This is a genomic window from Kribbella sp. NBC_01505 (genome assembly GCF_045040285.1).
Classification (GTDB): domain Bacteria; phylum Actinomycetota; class Actinomycetes; order Propionibacteriales; family Kribbellaceae; genus Kribbella.
Genome location: NZ_CP109425.1, coordinates 8,250,090 through 8,266,848 on the forward strand (window position 1 = coordinate 8,250,090; position 16,759 = coordinate 8,266,848).

Consider the following 16,759-nt stretch of genomic DNA (forward strand, 5'->3'; position numbering starts at 1 on the left):
GTGTCTGAGAACAAGGCCGGTATCCGGCGCGGCGGGCGCAGTAGCCGGGTGCTGACCGCCATCCACACCGCCGTCGGCGAACTCGTGGGGGAGGGATCCGACAAGATCACCTTTCCCGTCATCGCCGAGCGGGCGGGCGTGAACCCGACCACGCTCTATCGGCGCTGGGACGACGTCGCAGCGCTTCTCGAGGAAGTCGCGGTCGCGGCCCTGACGCAGGACGGCGAATCGCTGCCCGACACCGGATCGATCGAGCAGGACCTGACTGAGTGGGCGGACATCATCGCGCGCGACATCACCCGCCCCCAGCGAGTCCGCTACCTCCGCGCGATGGTCGCGGCCCGCGTCGCCTTGGTCGCGAACTGCCCGATCACCCAGACCCGGTGTGAGCAGGCGTCGGAGATGGTGGACCGTGCTCGCGGCCGTGGTGAGACAACCCCGACCGTGGAGCAGATCCTCGACCACGTCATCGCCCCGCTCTACCACCACGTCGTCTTCGCCTTGGAGGTCGACGACGAGTACCCCCGCCGCCTGGTGCGCGACGTACTGGCCATGGCCCGCTGAGCCTGCGACCGGTTAGAGTCGTCTTGAATTTTCGTTGGAGAGGCTGCTCATGACAGATGGCGTCTGGGGTCGGGTGCATCGCCACCTGCCCGGCCGGCGTGCCTACCGCTGACACGGTAGGCACTGACACTGCCCCTCGGGGGCATCCTTGACCTGCCGTGTCGCAGAAGCCCATTGCTAGCTGCGACCAACGAAGGTGTCATGTACCCCAACGAACCGAAGTGCCGCATTGTCGTGACCGGGATGGCTGGATCCGGGAAGTCCACGTTCTCCCGCGCACTTGCCGGCAAGTCCGGCCTGCCGCTCATTCATCTGGACCTCCACTTCTGGAAAGCGGGCTGGGTCGAGCCGTCCGAGGACGAGTGGCGCGAGAAACAACGTGCCGTCCTTGCCGGCGACGCGTGGATTGCCGATGGCAACTACACCGAAACGCTCGATCTCCGGCTGGAACGCGCCGACACCGTGGTGGTCCTCGCCACGCCATGGTGGCGGTGTGCGGGACGCGCGTTGCTGCGCGGCTGCCGAATGCCGGACGCGCTGCCTGAAGGATGTGAATACTCGGCCTGGCAACGGTTGCGCGATGAATGGCGCCTCGTCCCACGCATCTGGCGGGGCCGGCGCACGGAACTCGAACGCGAACTGGCGATCATCGCGCGGCACGGGCAACACGCGACCCAGCACGTGCTCAAGTCCAAACGGGCGATCGGGGAATTCCTCGACGCTGCGGAGAGGGGGTATGGAGATGGAAACCACTGAGGTACGGCGTGCGGTGGCCGCGGCGATGTCGGTCGCCTCAGAGCTCGACTTGGCTGTTGATGATGCGATCGTTCTGAGCGACTCCAATCGACTCGTCGTCCGGTTGATGCCGTGCGACACCGTCGCTCGGGTCGCGCCGATGACGCATTTCGCGAGTGCGGAGCAAGAAGTTGAGCTCGTCAGACAGCTAGCGCAGACGGACAGCCCGGTTGCCCCGCTCGAGTCTCGGGTCGAATCGCGCGTGTTCGTGCATGACGGCTTCAAGGTCACTCTGTGGGCTTCCTTCGAAGCTGTGCAGTCTCCGATGCTTCCGCCGGAGGAGTATGCGCAGGCGCTCGCAGATCTTCACGCCGGCCTGCGGGAGATCGAGGTCACGACGCCACACTTCATGGATCGAGTGGCTGAGATTCAACGAGACGTGGCCAGCCGTGACGTCACTCCCGATCTCGCGGATGCGGACCGGGCGCTCCTCGCCAACACGCTGCACGACTTGGGGCGATCAATCGTCAACCGGCACGGCGCCGTACAACTGCTGCACGGCGAGCCGCACCCGATGAACATCCTCACCACGAAGAACGGGCCGCTCTTCATCGACTTCGAGAACACCGCCCGCGGGCCAGTCGAGTACGACCTGGCCTGGGTGCCCAACGAGGTCAGCCAGCACTACCCCGACGCCGACCAAGTCTTGGTCGGCGACTGCCGCGGTCTCGTCCTCGCGATCGTTGCAGCGCACCGCTGGAGCCTCAACGACCAACACCCCAGCGGCAGACAATCAGGAGTGGCGTTCCTTCACGTTCTCCGGCAAGGCCCGCCCTGGCCGGCACTCGACGACGTCACCTGGTAGGGCTCGCAGGCCGCCATCAACTACAGCAGCTCGATTGCTTGGTGGCGGCGCTGCCGATCACGGTGAGGTTCGATGAGCAGACGCCGGTCTCGGGGAGATCGAGCTGTACGTCGCGGGCAGCCGTCCAGTCACCGGCCAGAGCGGCGACGACTGAGCGGGCCTGCTCGTAGCCGGTGGCGAGGAGGAAGGTGGGAGCTCGGCCGTAGGACTTTGCGCCGATCGCGTAGTAGCCGGGCTCGGGGTGGGTGAGTTCGTCGACGCCGTGCGGGGGCACGGTGCCGCACGAGTGCTCGTTCGGGTCGATGAGCGGTGCGAGGGCGCGGGTCGAGCCAAGGATCGGATCGAGGTCGAGGCGTAGTTCGCTGACCATGTCGTGGTCGGGGCGGAAGCCGGTCGAGTTCACGACCGTGTCCACGACGATGCGCTGATCGCCGGCGATGAGCTCCACCTGGCCGTCGGCGGTCGGCGCCAACTCCTCTGTCCGGAAGCCGCTCACCAGCGTCACCTGACCCGACCGCACCAGCTTCTTCAGGCGCGTACCCAGAGCACCCCGGGCGGGAAGTTCGTCGGCCTCGCCGCCGCCGTAGGTGCGTGCCTGATCAGCACCACGTACAACCCACAACACCTCAGTCCCGGGTACGTCGCCGGCCAGCTCACCCAGCTCCAGCAAGGTCGTCGACGCCGAGTGCCCAGCCCCGAGCACCGCCGTACGGCGTCCGGCGAAGCGCTCGCGGTCTCGACCCAGTACGTCGGGCAGCGCGTGGGCAATGTTGCCCGCGGCAACCGCTTCGCCCCGGGCGGGGATGCCGGAGCCGCCCAGCACGTTCGGGTGGCGCCAGGTTCCGGCTGCGTCGATCACCGCGGAGGCGAGCAGTTCGGTGCCATCGGCAAGGCGGATCAGGAACGGCGCGCGCTCGCGGCCGTCGGTGCGGATCCGGTCGAATCCGACCCGCGTGATCGCTACGACCTCGGCGCCGTACCGGATCCGTCCTGATAGCGCAGGGGTCTTGGTGAGCGGTTCGAGATAGCTGTCGATCAGCTCGCCGCCGGTCGGCAGGGTGCCTAGCTCGGGTTCGGTCCAGCCGCCGGCTTGTTCCAGCAGTCGCCGCGCCGCGGAGTCAAGGTCGTAGCGCCATGGGCTGAACAGCTTCACGTGCCGCCATTCCTGGATCGCCGCCGCGACTCCAGATCCCGATTCCAGCACCAGGAAGTCGATCCCGCGTTCGGCCAGGTGTGCAGCGGCGGCCAGGCCGACCGGTCCCGCGCCGATGACAACAACCGGGCCTGCCAGGTTCTGCTCGCTCATGATCGCTATCCCTATCTAGAAGTTCATCTAATCAGCGAGTCCACCTTGCAAGTTGATTAGACAGAAGTCAAGATAGACGCATGTCGAAACAAGCGTCCGGCCATGGGTGCTGCACGCCGATCTCGGTGGCTCCGCTGGACGAGACGGCAGCGACCGAGGGGGCCGCGGCCTTCAAGGCGCTGGCCGATCCGATCCGGTTGAGACTGATGTCGATCATCGCCTCGGCGGGTCAGGAAGTCTGCGTCTGCGACATCACGCCGCACTTCAACGTCTCCGGCCCGACGATCTCCCATCACCTCCGCGTCCTGCGCGAAGCCGGGCTCGTCGACTGCGAACGCCGCGGCACCTGGGTCTACTACTGGCCCATCCCCGCCCGGCTGGAATGGATCTCGCGGCTGCTGTCCGTCCCGGAAGCGTCCCTGAGCAACTAGCTCTACAGGAGATTTCGTCATGCCCGACATCCCCGAGGTCTTGTTCGTCTGCGTCCACAACGCCGGTCGCTCGCAGATGGCGGCAGCACTCCTCGACCACCATGGCGCCGGCCGCGTCGTCGTACGCTCCGCTGGTTCTCAGCCGGCGAGCCAGCTGAACCCGGCTGTGGTTGAAGCCATGGCTGAGGTTGGCCTGGATATCTCCAAGGAGTTCCCCAAGCCGCTGACCGAGGATGCCGTCAAAGCTTCCGATGTCGTCATCACCATGGGCTGTGGTGACGAGTGCCCGTACTTCCCGGGTAAGCGCTACCTCGACTGGCAACTCGAGGACCCCGCCGGGCAGGGTCTGGACGCCGTACGGCCGATCCGCGATGAGATCGACCAGCGGGTCCGGGCGCTCCTCGCTGAACTCGCTGGCGGATAGTCTCGCAGCAGTCGACAGGAGACGACCGTGGATGACGAAGCAGCTGTTGGTGCTGTGCTGGTCGCGACTCAGCTGAAGCGGTTTCGGGACCTGTGCGAGGTCGACGGGCCGATCGAACCGCGGTTCACCGGAGCCACGAAGCATGTGCTGCTGGCTGATGATCGCGCCTTTCTGTTTCCTCGTAACCACACGATCGTCGGGCAGCTCACGCGCGAATGCGACGTCTACGCAACAGTCGACCAGCCGCTGGTGCCGAGGCTGCTCGGCCGCTGGGACGAGCCGGGGATCTCGCCGTACCCATTCTTTGCCGTGACTCGGCTCCGGGGGACCGAGCCTGCCGACCTGTCGCCCGAGCGTCTGCAACTGTTGGCGGAGCAGCTCGGCACCGCGCTGGCCGCGTGCCATCACATCAGTCCTGCGACTGTCCCACCGTCCCTCTGGGCGAACCCGTGGTCGGAACCGCCGCCGGCGCCCCCGACGGCGGCTGACTGCTACACCCCGCTTCGTGAGCTGGGCGGTGCAGAACACCTGGCCGACGAGGTCGCATCGCTCATCGGTCCGGCGGCGCGAGCGAGGCTGCTTGAAGCCCTCCAAGCTGTCGACGCGATGGACCCGGTCCTTGCCCACGGCGACCTTTATGAGAGCCACCTGCTGCTCAACGAATCCGGGACCCTGACCGGCATTCTCGACTGGGGTTTCGGAGGTGTGCTGTCCCCGCTCGTCGACTTCACCTGCAGCCAGTGGGACAGCACGAGCTGGGCCGCCGAACGCTCGTACGGCGATCTCCGGCGGCACCTCTGGACGACGTACGCCGAATGTCGTTCCGTGCCGCTGCCGAGCTGGGAGCAGGTCCACCTCGCGCTGACCACGTTCGACATTGCCGCCCTCGCCCCGGAGACCGAGACCCACTACTACTGGCAGAAAAGCCCCGAATGGCAAGCCGCCCGCCGCGCCGCAGCCCAAGACAGCCTGCAGGCACAGCTCAAGTAGCCGGCCGCTCGGCTACTGGGTTCGTGGTTGGGCGAGATCGAGGGTGGTTCGGCCGGAGGCGGGGCCGTAGTACCAGACGGTTCCTGCTGGCGGGGGCGGCAGGACGCCTCGGATGAGCTGAGCCAGCGCGTGGCCCAGCTCGGCGGCAGGTGCCGTCTGCTGTGGTTCTTCGCCTCGGAAGATGACCGGGATGCCGTCGAGAACGGGCCACCCGGCGGCCTCGTCGGCAGTGAAGACCCCACGCGCTCGCACAACTTCGGCAGCCTGGTCGAACAGCTGTGCCAGCTGTTCGCGCTCGATGTCGTTCAGCCCGAGATCGAGGTCGAAATAGACGTCGGGAACCACGGTCTGCTCGCGGAGCTTCCGCTCGACGCGCGTCCACCAAGCTGGACGCCGATCGGGCGAACTCTCCTCGGCCAGGCGCACGGTCTGGGCGAGGACGAGCGACAAACTCGCGTCGTACGCCCACATCCAGACATCGCGCAACCCCACTGATTTCGTTCTGCTCACCCTGCCGATGATGCCACCGGTGCCGGCCGGCGATCCATCGGGTTTCTCAGGGTGCGGGTTACGGGCGGCGGTAGATGCTGTTGGTGCGGGTGAGAAGGCGGGCGTCGACCAGCTGGCGACGGAGGGCGGCGTGGTCGGGGTGCCAGTGGTTGAGGAGCTCGTTGGTCTCGGGCTCGGGGTAGTCGCGGCCGGGCTCGAACGACGTGACGATGTGCTCCAGGACCACCTGCATCTTCTCCGGGTACGTCGGGAAGTGGGTGAGCCGGCCGTCGCGGATGAAGGCCCTGAGTACGGCGTCCCGTTCCGGATCCGGATCGAGTGGCGTCCAGGTGGGGCGCTGGTCGCGGACGGCGTTCTTGAAGGCTTCCTCGTCGGCGCGCAGGGCGGGGGAGGCGGTGACGAGTCCGGCTTTGATCAGCTTCTGCAGGGCCTTGCCGACGGTGGCGCTGGGGAGGCCGGCGGTGGTGGCGACCTGGTCGGGGGTGGTGGCGCCGAGGACGACGGCGGAGTAGGTGCGCAGTCGGGAGGGCTCGGCCAGCAGACCACAGAGCTGATCGGTGTTCATGCCTACCAAGCTAATGTCGGGAGCAACAGATTTTCTGCGTGAGGAGCGAGGATGCAGCCGGGTCCGCACAACGCGATCACCGACGTTCCTGGGGTGCTGGTCGGACAGGTCGAACGCGTCGACGCTCCCTACCTGACCGGTACGACGGTCGTCTACGTACCGGCGACTGCCGTGGCCGGTGTGGATGTGCGCGGAGGTGCCCCGGGCACTCGCGAGACCGACCTGCTCGACCCGGTGAACTCGAACCCGGGCGTCAATGCGATCGTCCTCACCGGCGGCAGCGCCTACGGCCTGGATACGGCCGGCGGCGTGATGCGCTGGCTCGAGGACCGGGGCGAAGGGGTCCGCGTCGGGCTCGGTGCCAACGACGTCGTACCGATCGTCTCCGCGGCGGTGATCTTCGACCTCGGCCGCGGTGGTGGGTTCCAGGCCCGGCCCGATGCGTCGTGGGGGAGCGAGGCGATCGCGGCCGCCTCCGACGGACCGGTTGCCTTGGGCAACCATGGCGCCGGGGCCGGTGCCCGGGCTCGGTCGCTGAAGGGCGGCGTCGGTTCGGCGAGCGTCCGGCTGGACGACGGCAGCACCGTCGGCGCACTGGTGATCGTGAACGCGGCCGGTTCAGCCGTTGACGCGGACGGTGTCCTGCACGGAGCGCGGTACGGCCTCGGCGACGAGTTCGCCCAGCTGAAGACCCCGACCGAGCCGCCACCACCAGCCGCGCCCGGCCGCAACCTCATCCCCGGTCCCGCGATGAATACGGTGATCGCGGTCGTCGCCACCGACGTACCGCTGGACAAGGCCGCGACCAAGCGGATGGCGATGATCGCCCACGACGGCCTGGCCCGCGCGGTCGACCCGATCCACACCCTGGTCGACGGCGACAGCATCTTTGCTCTGTCCACCCGCACCGACGAAGCGGCCGCTCGCCTGTCCGTCACCGACCCGACCGCCCTGGCCCAACTCGAGACGGTCTACACAGCGGCCGCACGCACTCTCACCCGCGCGGTAGTCCACGGCATGCTCAACGCCGAGACAGTGGAAACCCCGACCGGCACGATGCCGAGCTACCGCGACGCCTACCCATCGGCCTTCCGAAACTAGTAGGCGCTCAGCCAGGCAGACGTGCCATCATCCAGCGCATGACCATCCGCTATCCACGCCCGCTCCAGCCCGGTGACCGCGTCGGCGTCACCTCGCCGTCAAGCGGCGTACCGGAGGAGCTGAAGGCGCGTCTTGCGGTCGCTGTTCGCGCTGTAGAAGCCCGCGGCTACGAGGTGGTTGTCGGCAAGTGCATGGACGGCGCAGGCCACGTGAGTGCTCCGGCCGCCGACCGCGCCGCCGAGCTGATGTCGATGCTGACCGATCCCGGCATCCGCGCCGTGGTGCCGCCGTGGGGTGGCGAGACGGCGATCGACCTGCTCCCGCTGCTCGACTGGGACCGGCTGCGGGCGGCCGAGCCGACCTGGCTGGTCGGGTTCTCCGACCTGGCGACGATCATGACGCCGCTGACCCTCCTGACGGGGACGGCGACGATTCACGGCAACAACCTGATGGACACGCCGTACCGGGTGCCTGACGGGCTGCTGTCCTGGCTCGACATCGCGGCCGCGCCTCTGGGCCACCGGTTCAGCCAGACGCCGTCGGACCGGCACCGCGTCGGCACCTGGGACGACTTCGCCGCCGAGCCCGAGGTCAGCGAGTACCGGCTCGATGCGACCGGCAGTTGGGTCAGGCTGGACGCCGACGGAGACGTGGACATCGAGGGCCGCCTGATCGGCGGCTGTATCGAGACCCTCTGCAACCTGGCGGGTACGGCGTACCTCGACACCACTGCCTTCGCGCGCGCCGAGGCTCCGAACGGTCTGCTCGTCTACGTTGAGGCGGCCGGCGACGAGGCGTTCACCATCTGCCGGAACTTGCACGGGATGCGGCTGGCGGGCTTCTTCGACGCGGCCAACGCGATTCTGGTCGGCCGGACGTCGGCCCGCGACGCCGGCTCACTCACTCAGCACGAGGCGGTGCTCGACGCGCTGGGCTCGTTGAACGTCCCGATCATCGCTGATGTCGAGTGCGGGCACGTTCCGCCGTTCATGCCGATCGTGAACGGCGCGCTCGGCCGGGTCGTGCACACCGCGGACCGCAGCGAGCTGACCCAGACGCTCGACGCTTAGGTACAACGGCGACGTACGACTCTAGTACTACGCCGGTGGGCCGAAGGGGGCCGGAAGGTGATCTGAAGACCGGTCTGTGGGCCGACGAATCCGGGGTCGGTTCGCGGGAAGGTCGTCAGTATGAGCTTCCAGAGTCCCCAACCCGCACCGCAGGTCGTCCTGAGTGGACATGGCCTGGTCAAGTACTACGGAGATGTCGTCGGCCTGGCGGGAGTCGATGTCGGCGTCCGGTCCGGTGAGGCGCTGGCCGTGATGGGCCCGAGCGGCAACGGCAAGACGACGCTGCTGCATGTGCTGGCCGGCATTCTGACGCCGGACCAGGGGGAGGTGTGGCTGGGCGGCGAGCGCGTCGACCAGCTGAACGACGCCGCTCGGACCGTGCTGCGGCGCCGCCGCCTCGGGTTCGTGTTCCAGGACAACCAGCTGCTCGCCGAGCTGCCGGCCGACGAGAATGTCGCGCTGCCGCTGATGGTCGACGGCGTCAGTCGCCGCGACGCGATCGGCCGGGCGCGGAACATGCTGGCGCAGGTCGGCCTGGTCAGCGAGGCCGGTCGTCGGCCCGGTGAACTGTCGGGTGGTCAGGCGCAGCGGGTCGCGATTGCGCGCGCGCTGGTCGGCGAGCCTCAGGTGGTGTTCGCCGATGAGCCGACCGGTGCGCTCGACGCGACCACTGGTTCCCAGGTCATCGACCTGCTGATCGGTGCGGCAACCTACCGTGGTGCCGCGGTCGTCGTGGTGACTCACGACAACTCGGTCGCCGCTCGCTGCCACCGCACCCTGACGATCGTCGACGGCCGCGTCCACGAGTCGCTGGGAGCCACCCGATGAATCCGATGAGCGATTTGGGTCTCCGCTTTGTACGGCGCCCTGGACCGGGCGGCCGGTCCGCCAACCTTGCCGCGGTCGGCGCGACCGCGATCGTGGCGCTGCTGGTCACCTTCCTGATCGCCGGCTCACTCGGCATCTCGCACCGCTCGGACCGGATCGGCTGGCGGGGTGCCGACCAGGCCGAGGCCAGTACGGCGATCGGCGCGACGCACGAGGTCCGTGAGCAGAAGCTCAACGGGCAGCACCTGCTGCAGATCGACCTGACCACTCTGAAGCCGAACAACGCTGCACCGCCGCCGGGACTCGACCACACGCCCAAGCCGGGCGAGGTGTTCGTCTCGCCGGAGGTCGCGAAGCAGTGGTCGGGCCTCAGCGCGAAGTTCGGCCTCGAGAAGCCGACCGGCATCATCACCGACAAGGGCCTGTCCTCACCCGAGGAACTGGTCGTCATTCACGGTGTGGACAAGCTGGACACCAAATACCCCAACTACGTCGACAGCTGGCAGACCAAGCAGATGGACAGCCGCCTGTTCGGCCTGCTCATCGCAGTCGCGTTCGGCATCGTGCTGGTGCTGTTCCCACTCCTCAGTCTGGTCGGCCAAGCCGCAGGTGTGGCAGCGAAGCGTCGTGAGCACCGACTGGCCGCACTGCGGCTTGCAGGTGCCACTCGGAGCCAGGTGCTCTGGCTGAGCGCAGTCGAACAAGCAGTGCTCGGTCTAGCCGGCGCAGTGGCCGGACTGGTCGGGTACGCCATTCTGACCCCACTCATCGCGCGGATCCCGCTCGGTGGCGGACGCTGGTACGTCGCAGACATCGCACCGAACTGGTGGACCGTGCTGATCGTGCTGGCCGCCGTACCGGTGCTGTCGGTCATCAGCGCGCTGATCGGGCTCGGCCGGGTCAGCATCACGCCGCTGGGCGTCGTACGGGGGCAGACGCGTAAGGCGACCAGCTGGCTGCGGCTGGGGTTCCTGGCCATCGGTCCGATCATGCTGGCCACGCTGGGCATGGGGGCCGCGATCGTGCCGCTGCTGATTGCAGTTGGGTTCGGTGCGCTCGCCGTACGGATCATCGGGCCCTTCGCGGTCCAGGTGATCGGTAAGACCATGGCGAACCTCGCCAACGGACCGGTCGCCCTGCTTGCCGGACGCCGGCTCGCGGATGACCCGAAGGCAGCCTTCCGGCCGGTCGCGGCGCTGGTGCTGAGTGGTTTCGTCACCGGCTTCATCTCGGTGTTCATGCCGGGCGGCGACGATGACCCGACCTGGCAGGACATGCGGATCGGCGTCGCGCTGCTGATGGGCCTGGTCTTCCTGACCGCGGCCGCCTCCACCGCAGCCGGTGCGGTCGGTACGGCGCTGGACCAGGCCGGACCGGCCAAGGCGCTGCGCCGGTCGGGCGTGCCGCTGACGGTGATCGAGCGCTCGGCCCGGCTCGCAGCCCTCACACCGGTCGTCGGAGTCGGTCTGCCAGTGGTCGGATTCGGAGCCCTGTGCGGTCTGGCGCTGAGTGGCGGACAGATCTTCACCCAGGGGAATTCCGGGGTCCTGCTGCTGATCGGGCAGCTCGTGGTCGGCCTTGTGCTGGTCGCGGCGGCCGGGATGGCGGGCGCACCGGTACTGCGGAAGGCAAGTGCGAACTGATCGCGGTTGTCCACAAGGCGCGACCACAGTTGTCCACAAGCGCCATCCGGAGGCGGCGGCGGTCGTGCAAGGATGAGGGTATGCGTGACCTGAATACACCGGAGCTCGTGGACGCCTCCCCGGAGCTGCGCGCGGCGATCGACCACTGTGGCTACTACCCCGACGTGGTGACGGACTCGCTCGCGATCGCGATCGCGGACGAGCCGATCCGGGCCTTCGTCCTGCAGCACGAACCGACGTTCGACCGCGACGAGGTCCGGCGGCACATCACGATCCTGGCGCTCACCCCGACCCGGCTGATCGTCGGGCACACCGACGAGCACGCGGCCGACGACCTGATCCGCGCGCCGTACGCGTCCACCTCCACCGAGGCGATCCCGCTGTCGCGGGTGAACGCGGTGGTGGTGAACCGCGTCGTACCGAATCCGGCCGGCTATGCCTCGGGCAAGTCCGACCCGGCGGTGTCCGGCGGCGGCGAGGTCGTGCTGACGATCGGCTGGGGCATGGTGAACCGGATCGACCTCGAGCCCGCCGTCTGCGCCGACCCGAACTGCGAGGCCGACCACGGCTACACCGGTTCGGTCGCGGCCGACGACATCTCACTGCGGATCAGTGCCGCTGCCGACGGTCCGGCCGGCATCCAGCAGGTGCTCGACTTCGCCCGCGCACTGTCGTTCGCGACGACCAAGTAGTGCCGTGATCACGCCGGTCAGCCCGCAGTACGGCGGTGGCGCACTCGCCGACGTGCTGCCGTCGGTGGCCGGCGCGCTGTCCGTCCCTGACTTCACCAACACGCTCCACCTGCCACCAGCCGCCCGGTACGCCGTTCTGCTGTTCGACGGCCTCGGGTGGAATCTGCTCCAGCGCTACGCGGAGTCCGCGCCGTACCTGTCGTCGCTGCTGGCCACTGGCCGGAGTCTGACGGCTGGAGTGCCATCGACGACTGCGGTGAGTCTGACGAGCCTCGGGACCGGACTGCCGCCGGGTGCGCACGGGATGGTCGGCTACACGTCGATCGTGCCGGAGACCGGCGCACTGCTGAACGCGCTGCAGTGGGACGCACCGGTCGACCCGTGGAAGTGGCAGCCGCACACGACGATCTTCGATCGGGTGGCTGCGGCTGGGATCGTGACGCGCAACGTGAGCAAGGCCCGCTTCGAGAAGTCCGGGCTGACTCGGGCGGCGTTCCGGGGGAGCATCCATCGGGGTGCGGACACCATCGAGGACCGGCTGGACGCGACCCGGTTCGCGAGCCGCGAGGGCAAGTCGTCGCTGACCTACGTCTACGACTCCCAGCTGGACTACACCGGCCACGGGCAGGGCTGCGACTCGTGGCAGTGGCGCAAGGAGCTGGTGGCCGCGGACGCGTTCGCTGCCCAGATCCGCTCTGCGTTGCCACGCGACGCCGTACTGGTCGTCGTGGCCGATCACGGGATGATCGACGTGCCGCCGCAGGACCGGGTCGATCTGGACAACGAGCCGGAGCTCACCGACGGGGTGCGGCTGGTCGGTGGCGAGTCCCGCTTCCGGCACCTGTACTGCGTCGATGGCGCGCAGGACGACGTACTGGCGACGTACCGGGCGCGGCTCGGGGATCGGGCGCTGGTGCTCAGCCGCGAGGATGCGGTCGCGCGCGGGTGGTTCGGTGCGGTCGAGGATCGGGTCGCGCCGCGGCTGGGTGATGTCGTGGTCGCCGCGCTCGGATCGCTGTCGGTGGTCGCGAGCCGCCGCTTCCCGCAGGAGGCCGGGCTGATCGGGCTGCACGGCTCGCTCACGGCCGACGAGATGGAGATCCCGCTACTCGTCGACCCCGGCTACTAGAAACTCCAAACGTCCCAGAAGAAGCTCGTGGTCGCCGTCTTCGCGTCCCCGTCGCGGGCGATGACAGTGACCTTGTAGCGGCCCGCGCCCGGAGTCAGCACGCCGGTGATCCAGCCCCGCACGGGGTCGATCTCCAGGCCCGGCGGCAGGCCGGTCGCGGAGTAGCTGATGTCGCCGGAACCGCCCATGCCCTTGATCAGCAGCGGCAGCGCCGGGATGCCACCGAAGCCGAGCTGCTCGCCCGGCTTGGTCACCGAGATCGCACCCTTCGGCTGGGCCGCCGCCGCTCCGACCGCTTCGGCGGCGTCGACGAGACCTTCACCGAAGTAGGAGTTCTTGGTCGCGCTGCCGATGCAGCCGGCTGAGGATCCGGTCGGGCATGCGAGGTCGTTGGCCTGCTGATCGAGCTTGGCGCGAACCTGCTCGGGCGTCAGCTTCGGGTTCGCACTGCGCAGCAACGCGACGACTCCGGCCACATGCGGCGAGGCCATCGACGTACCGCTCATGGCTGCATAGCCACCACCGGGAACGGTCGAGTACACGTTCTCGCCGGGGGCCGCGACGTTGATCTTGTTCTCGCCGAAGTTCGAGAACCGCGACTTCCCGCCGGAGGTGTCGACGGAGGACACGACCACGACGTTCGGCAGCTCGGTCGGCAGGCTCAGGCAGTCGTTGGTGACCGTGCGCGGTGCCGGGGTGGTGTCGTTGGGGCTCGAGTCGTCGTCGGACTTGTTGGCCAGGTCGTAGTTGTCGTTGCCGGCCGCGGCGACGTTCACCACGCCCTTGGAATCGGCGTAGGCGACCGAGCGGCGGACCGCTTCGGCGATCGCGTCCTGGTCCTGGTTCGACGGGCAGAGGAACAGCCACGGGTCGACGTAGTAGCTGTTGTTGGTGACCGAGACACCCTTGTCGGCGGCGAACATGAACGCGCACACCGTGTTCTCCGGGAAGAACAGATCGCTGCCACCCTCGGCGACCCGGATCGACGAGACCTTCACGCCCGGCGCGACGCCGATCATGCCAACGCCGTTCTTGGCGGCCGCGATCGTGCCGGCCACATGCGTCCCGTGATCGGCGACCGGCCGCCACGCACCGGGCCGGGTGTCGGCCTTCCCATAGGCACACGACGCCGACTTGGCCGCGTCGAAGTTCGCCTTCAGATCCGCGTGCTGGTCGTCGACGCCGGTGTCGAGCACCCCGACCGTCACGGTCTTCGCGCCGAGCGTCTTGATCCAGGCCTGGTCCGCACCGATCTGCGTCATGTCGCCGCGGTCGGTCTCAGGCGTCGTACTGGCCGTCTCGGTAATGTCCGGCGGCATCGGGGGACTGGCGACATCGGCGGGCAGATCCCCGGTACGCGTCGCGCCGACCTTCTGCACCCCGGCGGTACCCCGGACCTTCGACGCGAAATCGGCGTTGCTCGAGTGCGCGACGACCACCCCGATCGCGTCGTACGCCGCATAAACCGTGCCGCCGTTCTGCGTGATGGCCGCAGCGGCCTGCGTGGTCTTGGACGGTTCGGTGATCACGAAGTACGCCCGAAGCCCGGCGGCCGGCGCCGCCATCGCCGGTGTCACGGCGGAGGACACGACCGTCAGAACGATCGCAAGCAGAACCAGCAGACCTTTGCGCACAGTCCATTCAAGCGTCCCAGCCCCCATTCCCCAAGCCGGGTAGGCAACTTCTGGCCACTCCGTGAGATCAGCCCCGCCCATATGGTTTGCCTGAGCTCCGTGGCAGGGACCTCCAAGCTCCACAAGCGGACCCGGAGCTAGGTCGACACACCCCCGGCGTGCGGGGTGAGCGGTTGACTTGGCAGGATGATCGCCCGTGGCTGAACTGCTCTACTTCACCGGGACCATGGACTGCGGTAAGTCCACGCTGGCGCTGCAGATGGATCACAACCACAAGGCGCGTGGGCGCCGGGGGCGGATCTTCACCAGCAACGACCGGGCGGGGGAGTCGGTGCTGTCGTCGCGGCTCGGGCTTGTCGCCGACGCGATCGAGGTGCGCCCCGAGTTCGACTTCTGGGACCACGTGGTCAACGAGCTCACGCAGGGTGGCCGGATCGACTACGCGGTGTGCGACGAGGCGCAGTTCTACAGCGCGCTGCAGATCGAGCAGCTCGCGCGGTTGGTCGACGAGTTGCAGATCGACGTGTTCTGCTTCGGCATCCTGACCGACTTCCGGGCGACGCTGTTCCCCGGGTCCGCGCGGCTGGTCGAGCTCGCGGACCGGATGGAACTGCTCCAGGTCGAGGCGCTGTGCTGGTGCGGCGAGAGGGCCACCCACAACGCCCGTACGATCGGTGGCGAGATGGTGACCGAGGGCGAGCAACTGGCAGTAGGCGACATCGAGAGTAACGCGGCCCAGATGGCGTACGAGGTGCTCTGCCGTCGCCACCACCGCCGTCGGCTCACTCAGGCCCGAGCCCGCGCCACCCTGTCACCCGAAGTCCTACCGTTCGGAGGAGCCCCGCTGTGACCAGCCCTTTGATCACCGTCGACGAACTGCGCACGCTGGAGCCCGTGCTCCTCGACGTCACCTGGAACCTGGCCGGTCCGCCCGGTCGGGCTGCGTACGACGCCGGTCACCTCCCCGGCGCGTACTTCGTGGATCTCGACACCGAGCTCGCCGGACCGCCCGGGCCCGGCCGGCACCCGTTGCCGGACGCAACCACAGTCACCGCGCTGGTACGCCGTACCGGGGTGTCGGCGGAGACGCCGGTCGTCGTGTACGACGCGGCGAACTCACTGGCCGCGGCACGTGCCTGGTGGATCCTGCGCTACTTCGGCGTCTCCGACGTCCGCGTGCTCGACGGCGGTCTCGCCGCGTGGCGGGCCGCCGGGGGACAGCTCAGCACCGACGTCCCGGCCGACGGCGACAGCGACTTCACCGCGACCCTCGGCCACCTGCCACTCGTCGACGCCGAAGGCGCCGCCAAGGTCGCCGAGTCCGGCGTCCTTCTCGACGCCCGCGCCCCCGAGCGCTTCGCCGGCGAGGTCGAGCCGATGGACAAGGTCGCCGGCCACATCCCCGGCGCCGTCAACACCCCCATGGCCGCCCTCCTCACCCCCGACGGCCACTTCAAACCCACCGAAGACCTGGCCACCTACTTCGCCGACCACGGCGTAACCCCCACCACCGACCTGGCCACCTACTGCGGCTCCGGCGTGACCGCCACCCACACCGCCCTGGCCCTGGAAGCAGTCGGCATCCAAACCCCCGTCTACATCGGCTCCTGGTCAGACTGGATCACCGACCCCACCCGCCCCATCGCCACCGGCAGCGACTAGCGGTATCGCGGTGGCTGAGGGCTTTGGTTGGCCAGGAACTCCACCTTCCCGGATGTGCTCGTCCCGTCCGAGCGCTCGGATTCGGCCGGTGAGGTAGGCGGTGGCTGGTCGTCGCTGCGGCTGGTCTTACTGAAGCGGGTGGCTTGGGTGGTCTGTGGCTGGGCCGGATGGTGCGGTGGGTGACCGCGGTTCCCCGTTGCTTGTGGCTGACGGGTTGCGGTTGCTCTCGACGATCAGGAGGCCTGCCAGGTGACCCGCCGCCGCGGTTGATCACTGTGGTTCGGGTTGGGGGCCTTTCAGCGGGCCGAATGTGGGCTTTGCGGTGATCTACTGCCACCCAGCGGCAGCAGATCCCCGCAAAGACGCGATGAGCAGCCGCGCCGATTCCGCAAGAGGTTCTGGGTGGCAGCAGGACGCGTCCGCTGCTTGACTTCCGGGCTTCGGTTGCGGTGCAGAAAACGAGGGGATCTCCCCGCAAGTTGCCGGTTCTCCCCTCAAAATATGAGCAGAGAAGGGCCAATCTCAACGGATAACCAGCCAAATTCCGCAGGCCGGCAGACAACCAGCCACCGCGTCCGCCGCCGGCCGAATCCGAGCGGCCGGACGGGCC

The 16,759-nt window shown here is 68.3% G+C and carries 18 protein-coding genes; 14 read left to right on the forward strand and 4 right to left on the reverse strand.

What is annotated here, in order from left to right; all coding sequences use genetic code 11:
• The 3 genes from OG474_RS38770 (at nt 1) to OG474_RS38780 (ending at nt 2,164) form a co-directional block, all read left to right on the forward strand.
• Nucleotides 1-564 carry a TetR/AcrR family transcriptional regulator gene (locus OG474_RS38770; protein ID WP_405058629.1) on the forward strand — a complete coding sequence of 188 codons (564 nt, stop codon included), beginning with the start codon at nt 1-3 and terminating at the stop codon, nt 562-564.
• A 201-nt stretch (nt 565-765) separates the two neighbouring features.
• Nucleotides 766-1,320 carry a hypothetical protein gene (locus OG474_RS38775; protein WP_405058630.1) on the forward strand — a complete coding sequence of 185 codons (555 nt, stop codon included), beginning with the start codon at nt 766-768 and terminating at the stop codon, nt 1,318-1,320.
• The gene (locus OG474_RS38780) at nt 1,307-2,164 is read left to right on the forward strand and encodes an aminoglycoside phosphotransferase family protein (RefSeq protein ID WP_405058631.1); all 858 of its coding nucleotides are present in this window, start codon (nt 1,307-1,309) and stop codon (nt 2,162-2,164) included. The genes OG474_RS38775 and OG474_RS38780 overlap by 14 nt, the downstream gene beginning before the upstream one ends.
• 16 nt (nt 2,165-2,180) lie before the next feature.
• On the opposite strand, the gene OG474_RS38785 is transcribed toward OG474_RS38780, so the two are convergent.
• A complete protein-coding gene (locus OG474_RS38785) occupies nt 2,181-3,470 on the reverse strand; it encodes an FAD-dependent oxidoreductase (protein WP_405058632.1) in 1,290 nt (429 codons plus the stop codon).
• An 80-nt stretch (nt 3,471-3,550) separates the two neighbouring features.
• Between OG474_RS38785 and OG474_RS38790 the strand changes: the two genes are divergently transcribed.
• From OG474_RS38790 to OG474_RS38800, 3 genes are read left to right on the forward strand one after another with little or no spacing between them, the layout of a single operon-like run.
• Complete coding sequence (locus OG474_RS38790; RefSeq protein ID WP_405058633.1) at nt 3,551-3,901, forward strand: ArsR/SmtB family transcription factor; 351 nt, start codon at nt 3,551-3,553, stop codon at nt 3,899-3,901.
• Nucleotides 3,902-3,920: 19 nt separating this feature from the next.
• Nucleotides 3,921-4,325, forward strand: coding sequence for an arsenate reductase ArsC (locus OG474_RS38795; protein WP_405058634.1), 405 nt, complete (start codon nt 3,921-3,923; stop codon nt 4,323-4,325).
• Between the two features lie 27 nt (nt 4,326-4,352).
• The gene (locus tag OG474_RS38800; protein ID WP_405058635.1) at nt 4,353-5,315 is read left to right on the forward strand and encodes a phosphotransferase family protein; all 963 of its coding nucleotides are present in this window, start codon (nt 4,353-4,355) and stop codon (nt 5,313-5,315) included.
• Nucleotides 5,316-5,327: 12 nt separating this feature from the next.
• Here the strand turns inward: OG474_RS38800 and OG474_RS38805 are convergent, their stop codons facing one another.
• Nucleotides 5,328-5,825: a hypothetical protein gene (locus OG474_RS38805; protein ID WP_405058636.1), complete on the reverse strand. Its 498-nt coding sequence runs from the start codon at nt 5,823-5,825 to the stop codon at nt 5,328-5,330.
• Nucleotides 5,826-5,883: 58 nt separating this feature from the next.
• Complete coding sequence (locus tag OG474_RS38810; RefSeq protein ID WP_405058637.1) at nt 5,884-6,390, reverse strand: DUF2087 domain-containing protein; 507 nt, start codon at nt 6,388-6,390, stop codon at nt 5,884-5,886.
• Nucleotides 6,391-6,441: 51 nt separating this feature from the next.
• Between OG474_RS38810 and OG474_RS38815 the strand changes: the two genes are divergently transcribed.
• The 6 genes from OG474_RS38815 (at nt 6,442) to OG474_RS38840 (ending at nt 12,853) form a co-directional block, all read left to right on the forward strand.
• Complete coding sequence (locus OG474_RS38815) at nt 6,442-7,491, forward strand: P1 family peptidase (RefSeq protein ID WP_405058638.1); 1,050 nt, start codon at nt 6,442-6,444, stop codon at nt 7,489-7,491.
• Nucleotides 7,492-7,529: 38 nt separating this feature from the next.
• Nucleotides 7,530-8,561: a S66 peptidase family protein gene (locus OG474_RS38820; RefSeq protein ID WP_405058639.1), complete on the forward strand. Its 1,032-nt coding sequence runs from the start codon at nt 7,530-7,532 to the stop codon at nt 8,559-8,561.
• Between the two features lie 120 nt (nt 8,562-8,681).
• A complete protein-coding gene (locus OG474_RS38825; RefSeq protein ID WP_405058640.1) occupies nt 8,682-9,389 on the forward strand; it encodes an ABC transporter ATP-binding protein in 708 nt (235 codons plus the stop codon).
• Nucleotides 9,390-9,394: 5 nt separating this feature from the next.
• Nucleotides 9,395-11,032 (forward strand): FtsX-like permease family protein, encoded by a 1,638-nt coding sequence (locus tag OG474_RS38830; protein ID WP_405058641.1) that lies wholly within the window; start codon nt 9,395-9,397, stop codon nt 11,030-11,032.
• Nucleotides 11,033-11,112: 80 nt separating this feature from the next.
• Nucleotides 11,113-11,724 (forward strand): DUF5998 family protein, encoded by a 612-nt coding sequence (locus tag OG474_RS38835; RefSeq protein ID WP_405058642.1) that lies wholly within the window; start codon nt 11,113-11,115, stop codon nt 11,722-11,724.
• A 4-nt stretch (nt 11,725-11,728) separates the two neighbouring features.
• Complete coding sequence (locus OG474_RS38840; RefSeq protein WP_405058643.1) at nt 11,729-12,853, forward strand: alkaline phosphatase family protein; 1,125 nt, start codon at nt 11,729-11,731, stop codon at nt 12,851-12,853.
• Here OG474_RS38840 and OG474_RS38845 read toward each other — a convergent pair.
• Complete coding sequence (locus OG474_RS38845; protein WP_405058644.1) at nt 12,850-14,487, reverse strand: S8 family peptidase; 1,638 nt, start codon at nt 14,485-14,487, stop codon at nt 12,850-12,852. The genes OG474_RS38840 and OG474_RS38845 overlap by 4 nt on opposite strands.
• Before the next feature lie 196 nt (nt 14,488-14,683).
• Here OG474_RS38845 and OG474_RS38850 point away from each other — a divergent pair, with 196 nt between their 5' ends.
• Both OG474_RS38850 and OG474_RS38855 read left to right on the forward strand, forming a co-directional pair.
• Nucleotides 14,684-15,337: a thymidine kinase gene (locus OG474_RS38850; RefSeq protein WP_405058645.1), complete on the forward strand. Its 654-nt coding sequence runs from the start codon at nt 14,684-14,686 to the stop codon at nt 15,335-15,337.
• Nucleotides 15,334-16,149 carry a sulfurtransferase gene (locus OG474_RS38855; protein WP_405058646.1) on the forward strand — a complete coding sequence of 272 codons (816 nt, stop codon included), beginning with the start codon at nt 15,334-15,336 and terminating at the stop codon, nt 16,147-16,149. Before OG474_RS38850 ends, OG474_RS38855 begins: the two co-directional genes overlap by 4 nt.
• Nucleotides 16,150-16,759: the final 610 nt, after the last annotated feature.

What these genes read in the sequence shown, in the direction of transcription:
- OG474_RS38780 (WP_405058631.1), top strand. Translation starts at nt 1,307, where the DNA reads ATGGAAACCACTGAGGTACGGCGTGCGGTGGCCGCGGCGATGTCGGTC.
- OG474_RS38825 (WP_405058640.1), top strand. Translation starts at nt 8,682, where the DNA reads ATGAGCTTCCAGAGTCCCCAACCCGCACCGCAGGTCGTCCTGAGTGGA.
- OG474_RS38830 (WP_405058641.1), top strand. Translation starts at nt 9,395, where the DNA reads ATGAGCGATTTGGGTCTCCGCTTTGTACGGCGCCCTGGACCGGGCGGC.
- OG474_RS38820 (WP_405058639.1), top strand. Translation starts at nt 7,530, where the DNA reads ATGACCATCCGCTATCCACGCCCGCTCCAGCCCGGTGACCGCGTCGGC.
- OG474_RS38835 (WP_405058642.1), top strand. Translation starts at nt 11,113, where the DNA reads ATGCGTGACCTGAATACACCGGAGCTCGTGGACGCCTCCCCGGAGCTG.
- OG474_RS38810 (WP_405058637.1), bottom strand. Translation starts at nt 6,390, where the DNA reads ATGAACACCGATCAGCTCTGTGGTCTGCTGGCCGAGCCCTCCCGACTG.
- OG474_RS38815 (WP_405058638.1), top strand. Translation starts at nt 6,442, where the DNA reads ATGCAGCCGGGTCCGCACAACGCGATCACCGACGTTCCTGGGGTGCTG.
- OG474_RS38785 (WP_405058632.1), bottom strand. Translation starts at nt 3,470, where the DNA reads ATGAGCGAGCAGAACCTGGCAGGCCCGGTTGTTGTCATCGGCGCGGGA.
- OG474_RS38775 (WP_405058630.1), top strand. Translation starts at nt 766, where the DNA reads ATGTACCCCAACGAACCGAAGTGCCGCATTGTCGTGACCGGGATGGCT.
- OG474_RS38795 (WP_405058634.1), top strand. Translation starts at nt 3,921, where the DNA reads ATGCCCGACATCCCCGAGGTCTTGTTCGTCTGCGTCCACAACGCCGGT.
- OG474_RS38790 (WP_405058633.1), top strand. Translation starts at nt 3,551, where the DNA reads ATGTCGAAACAAGCGTCCGGCCATGGGTGCTGCACGCCGATCTCGGTG.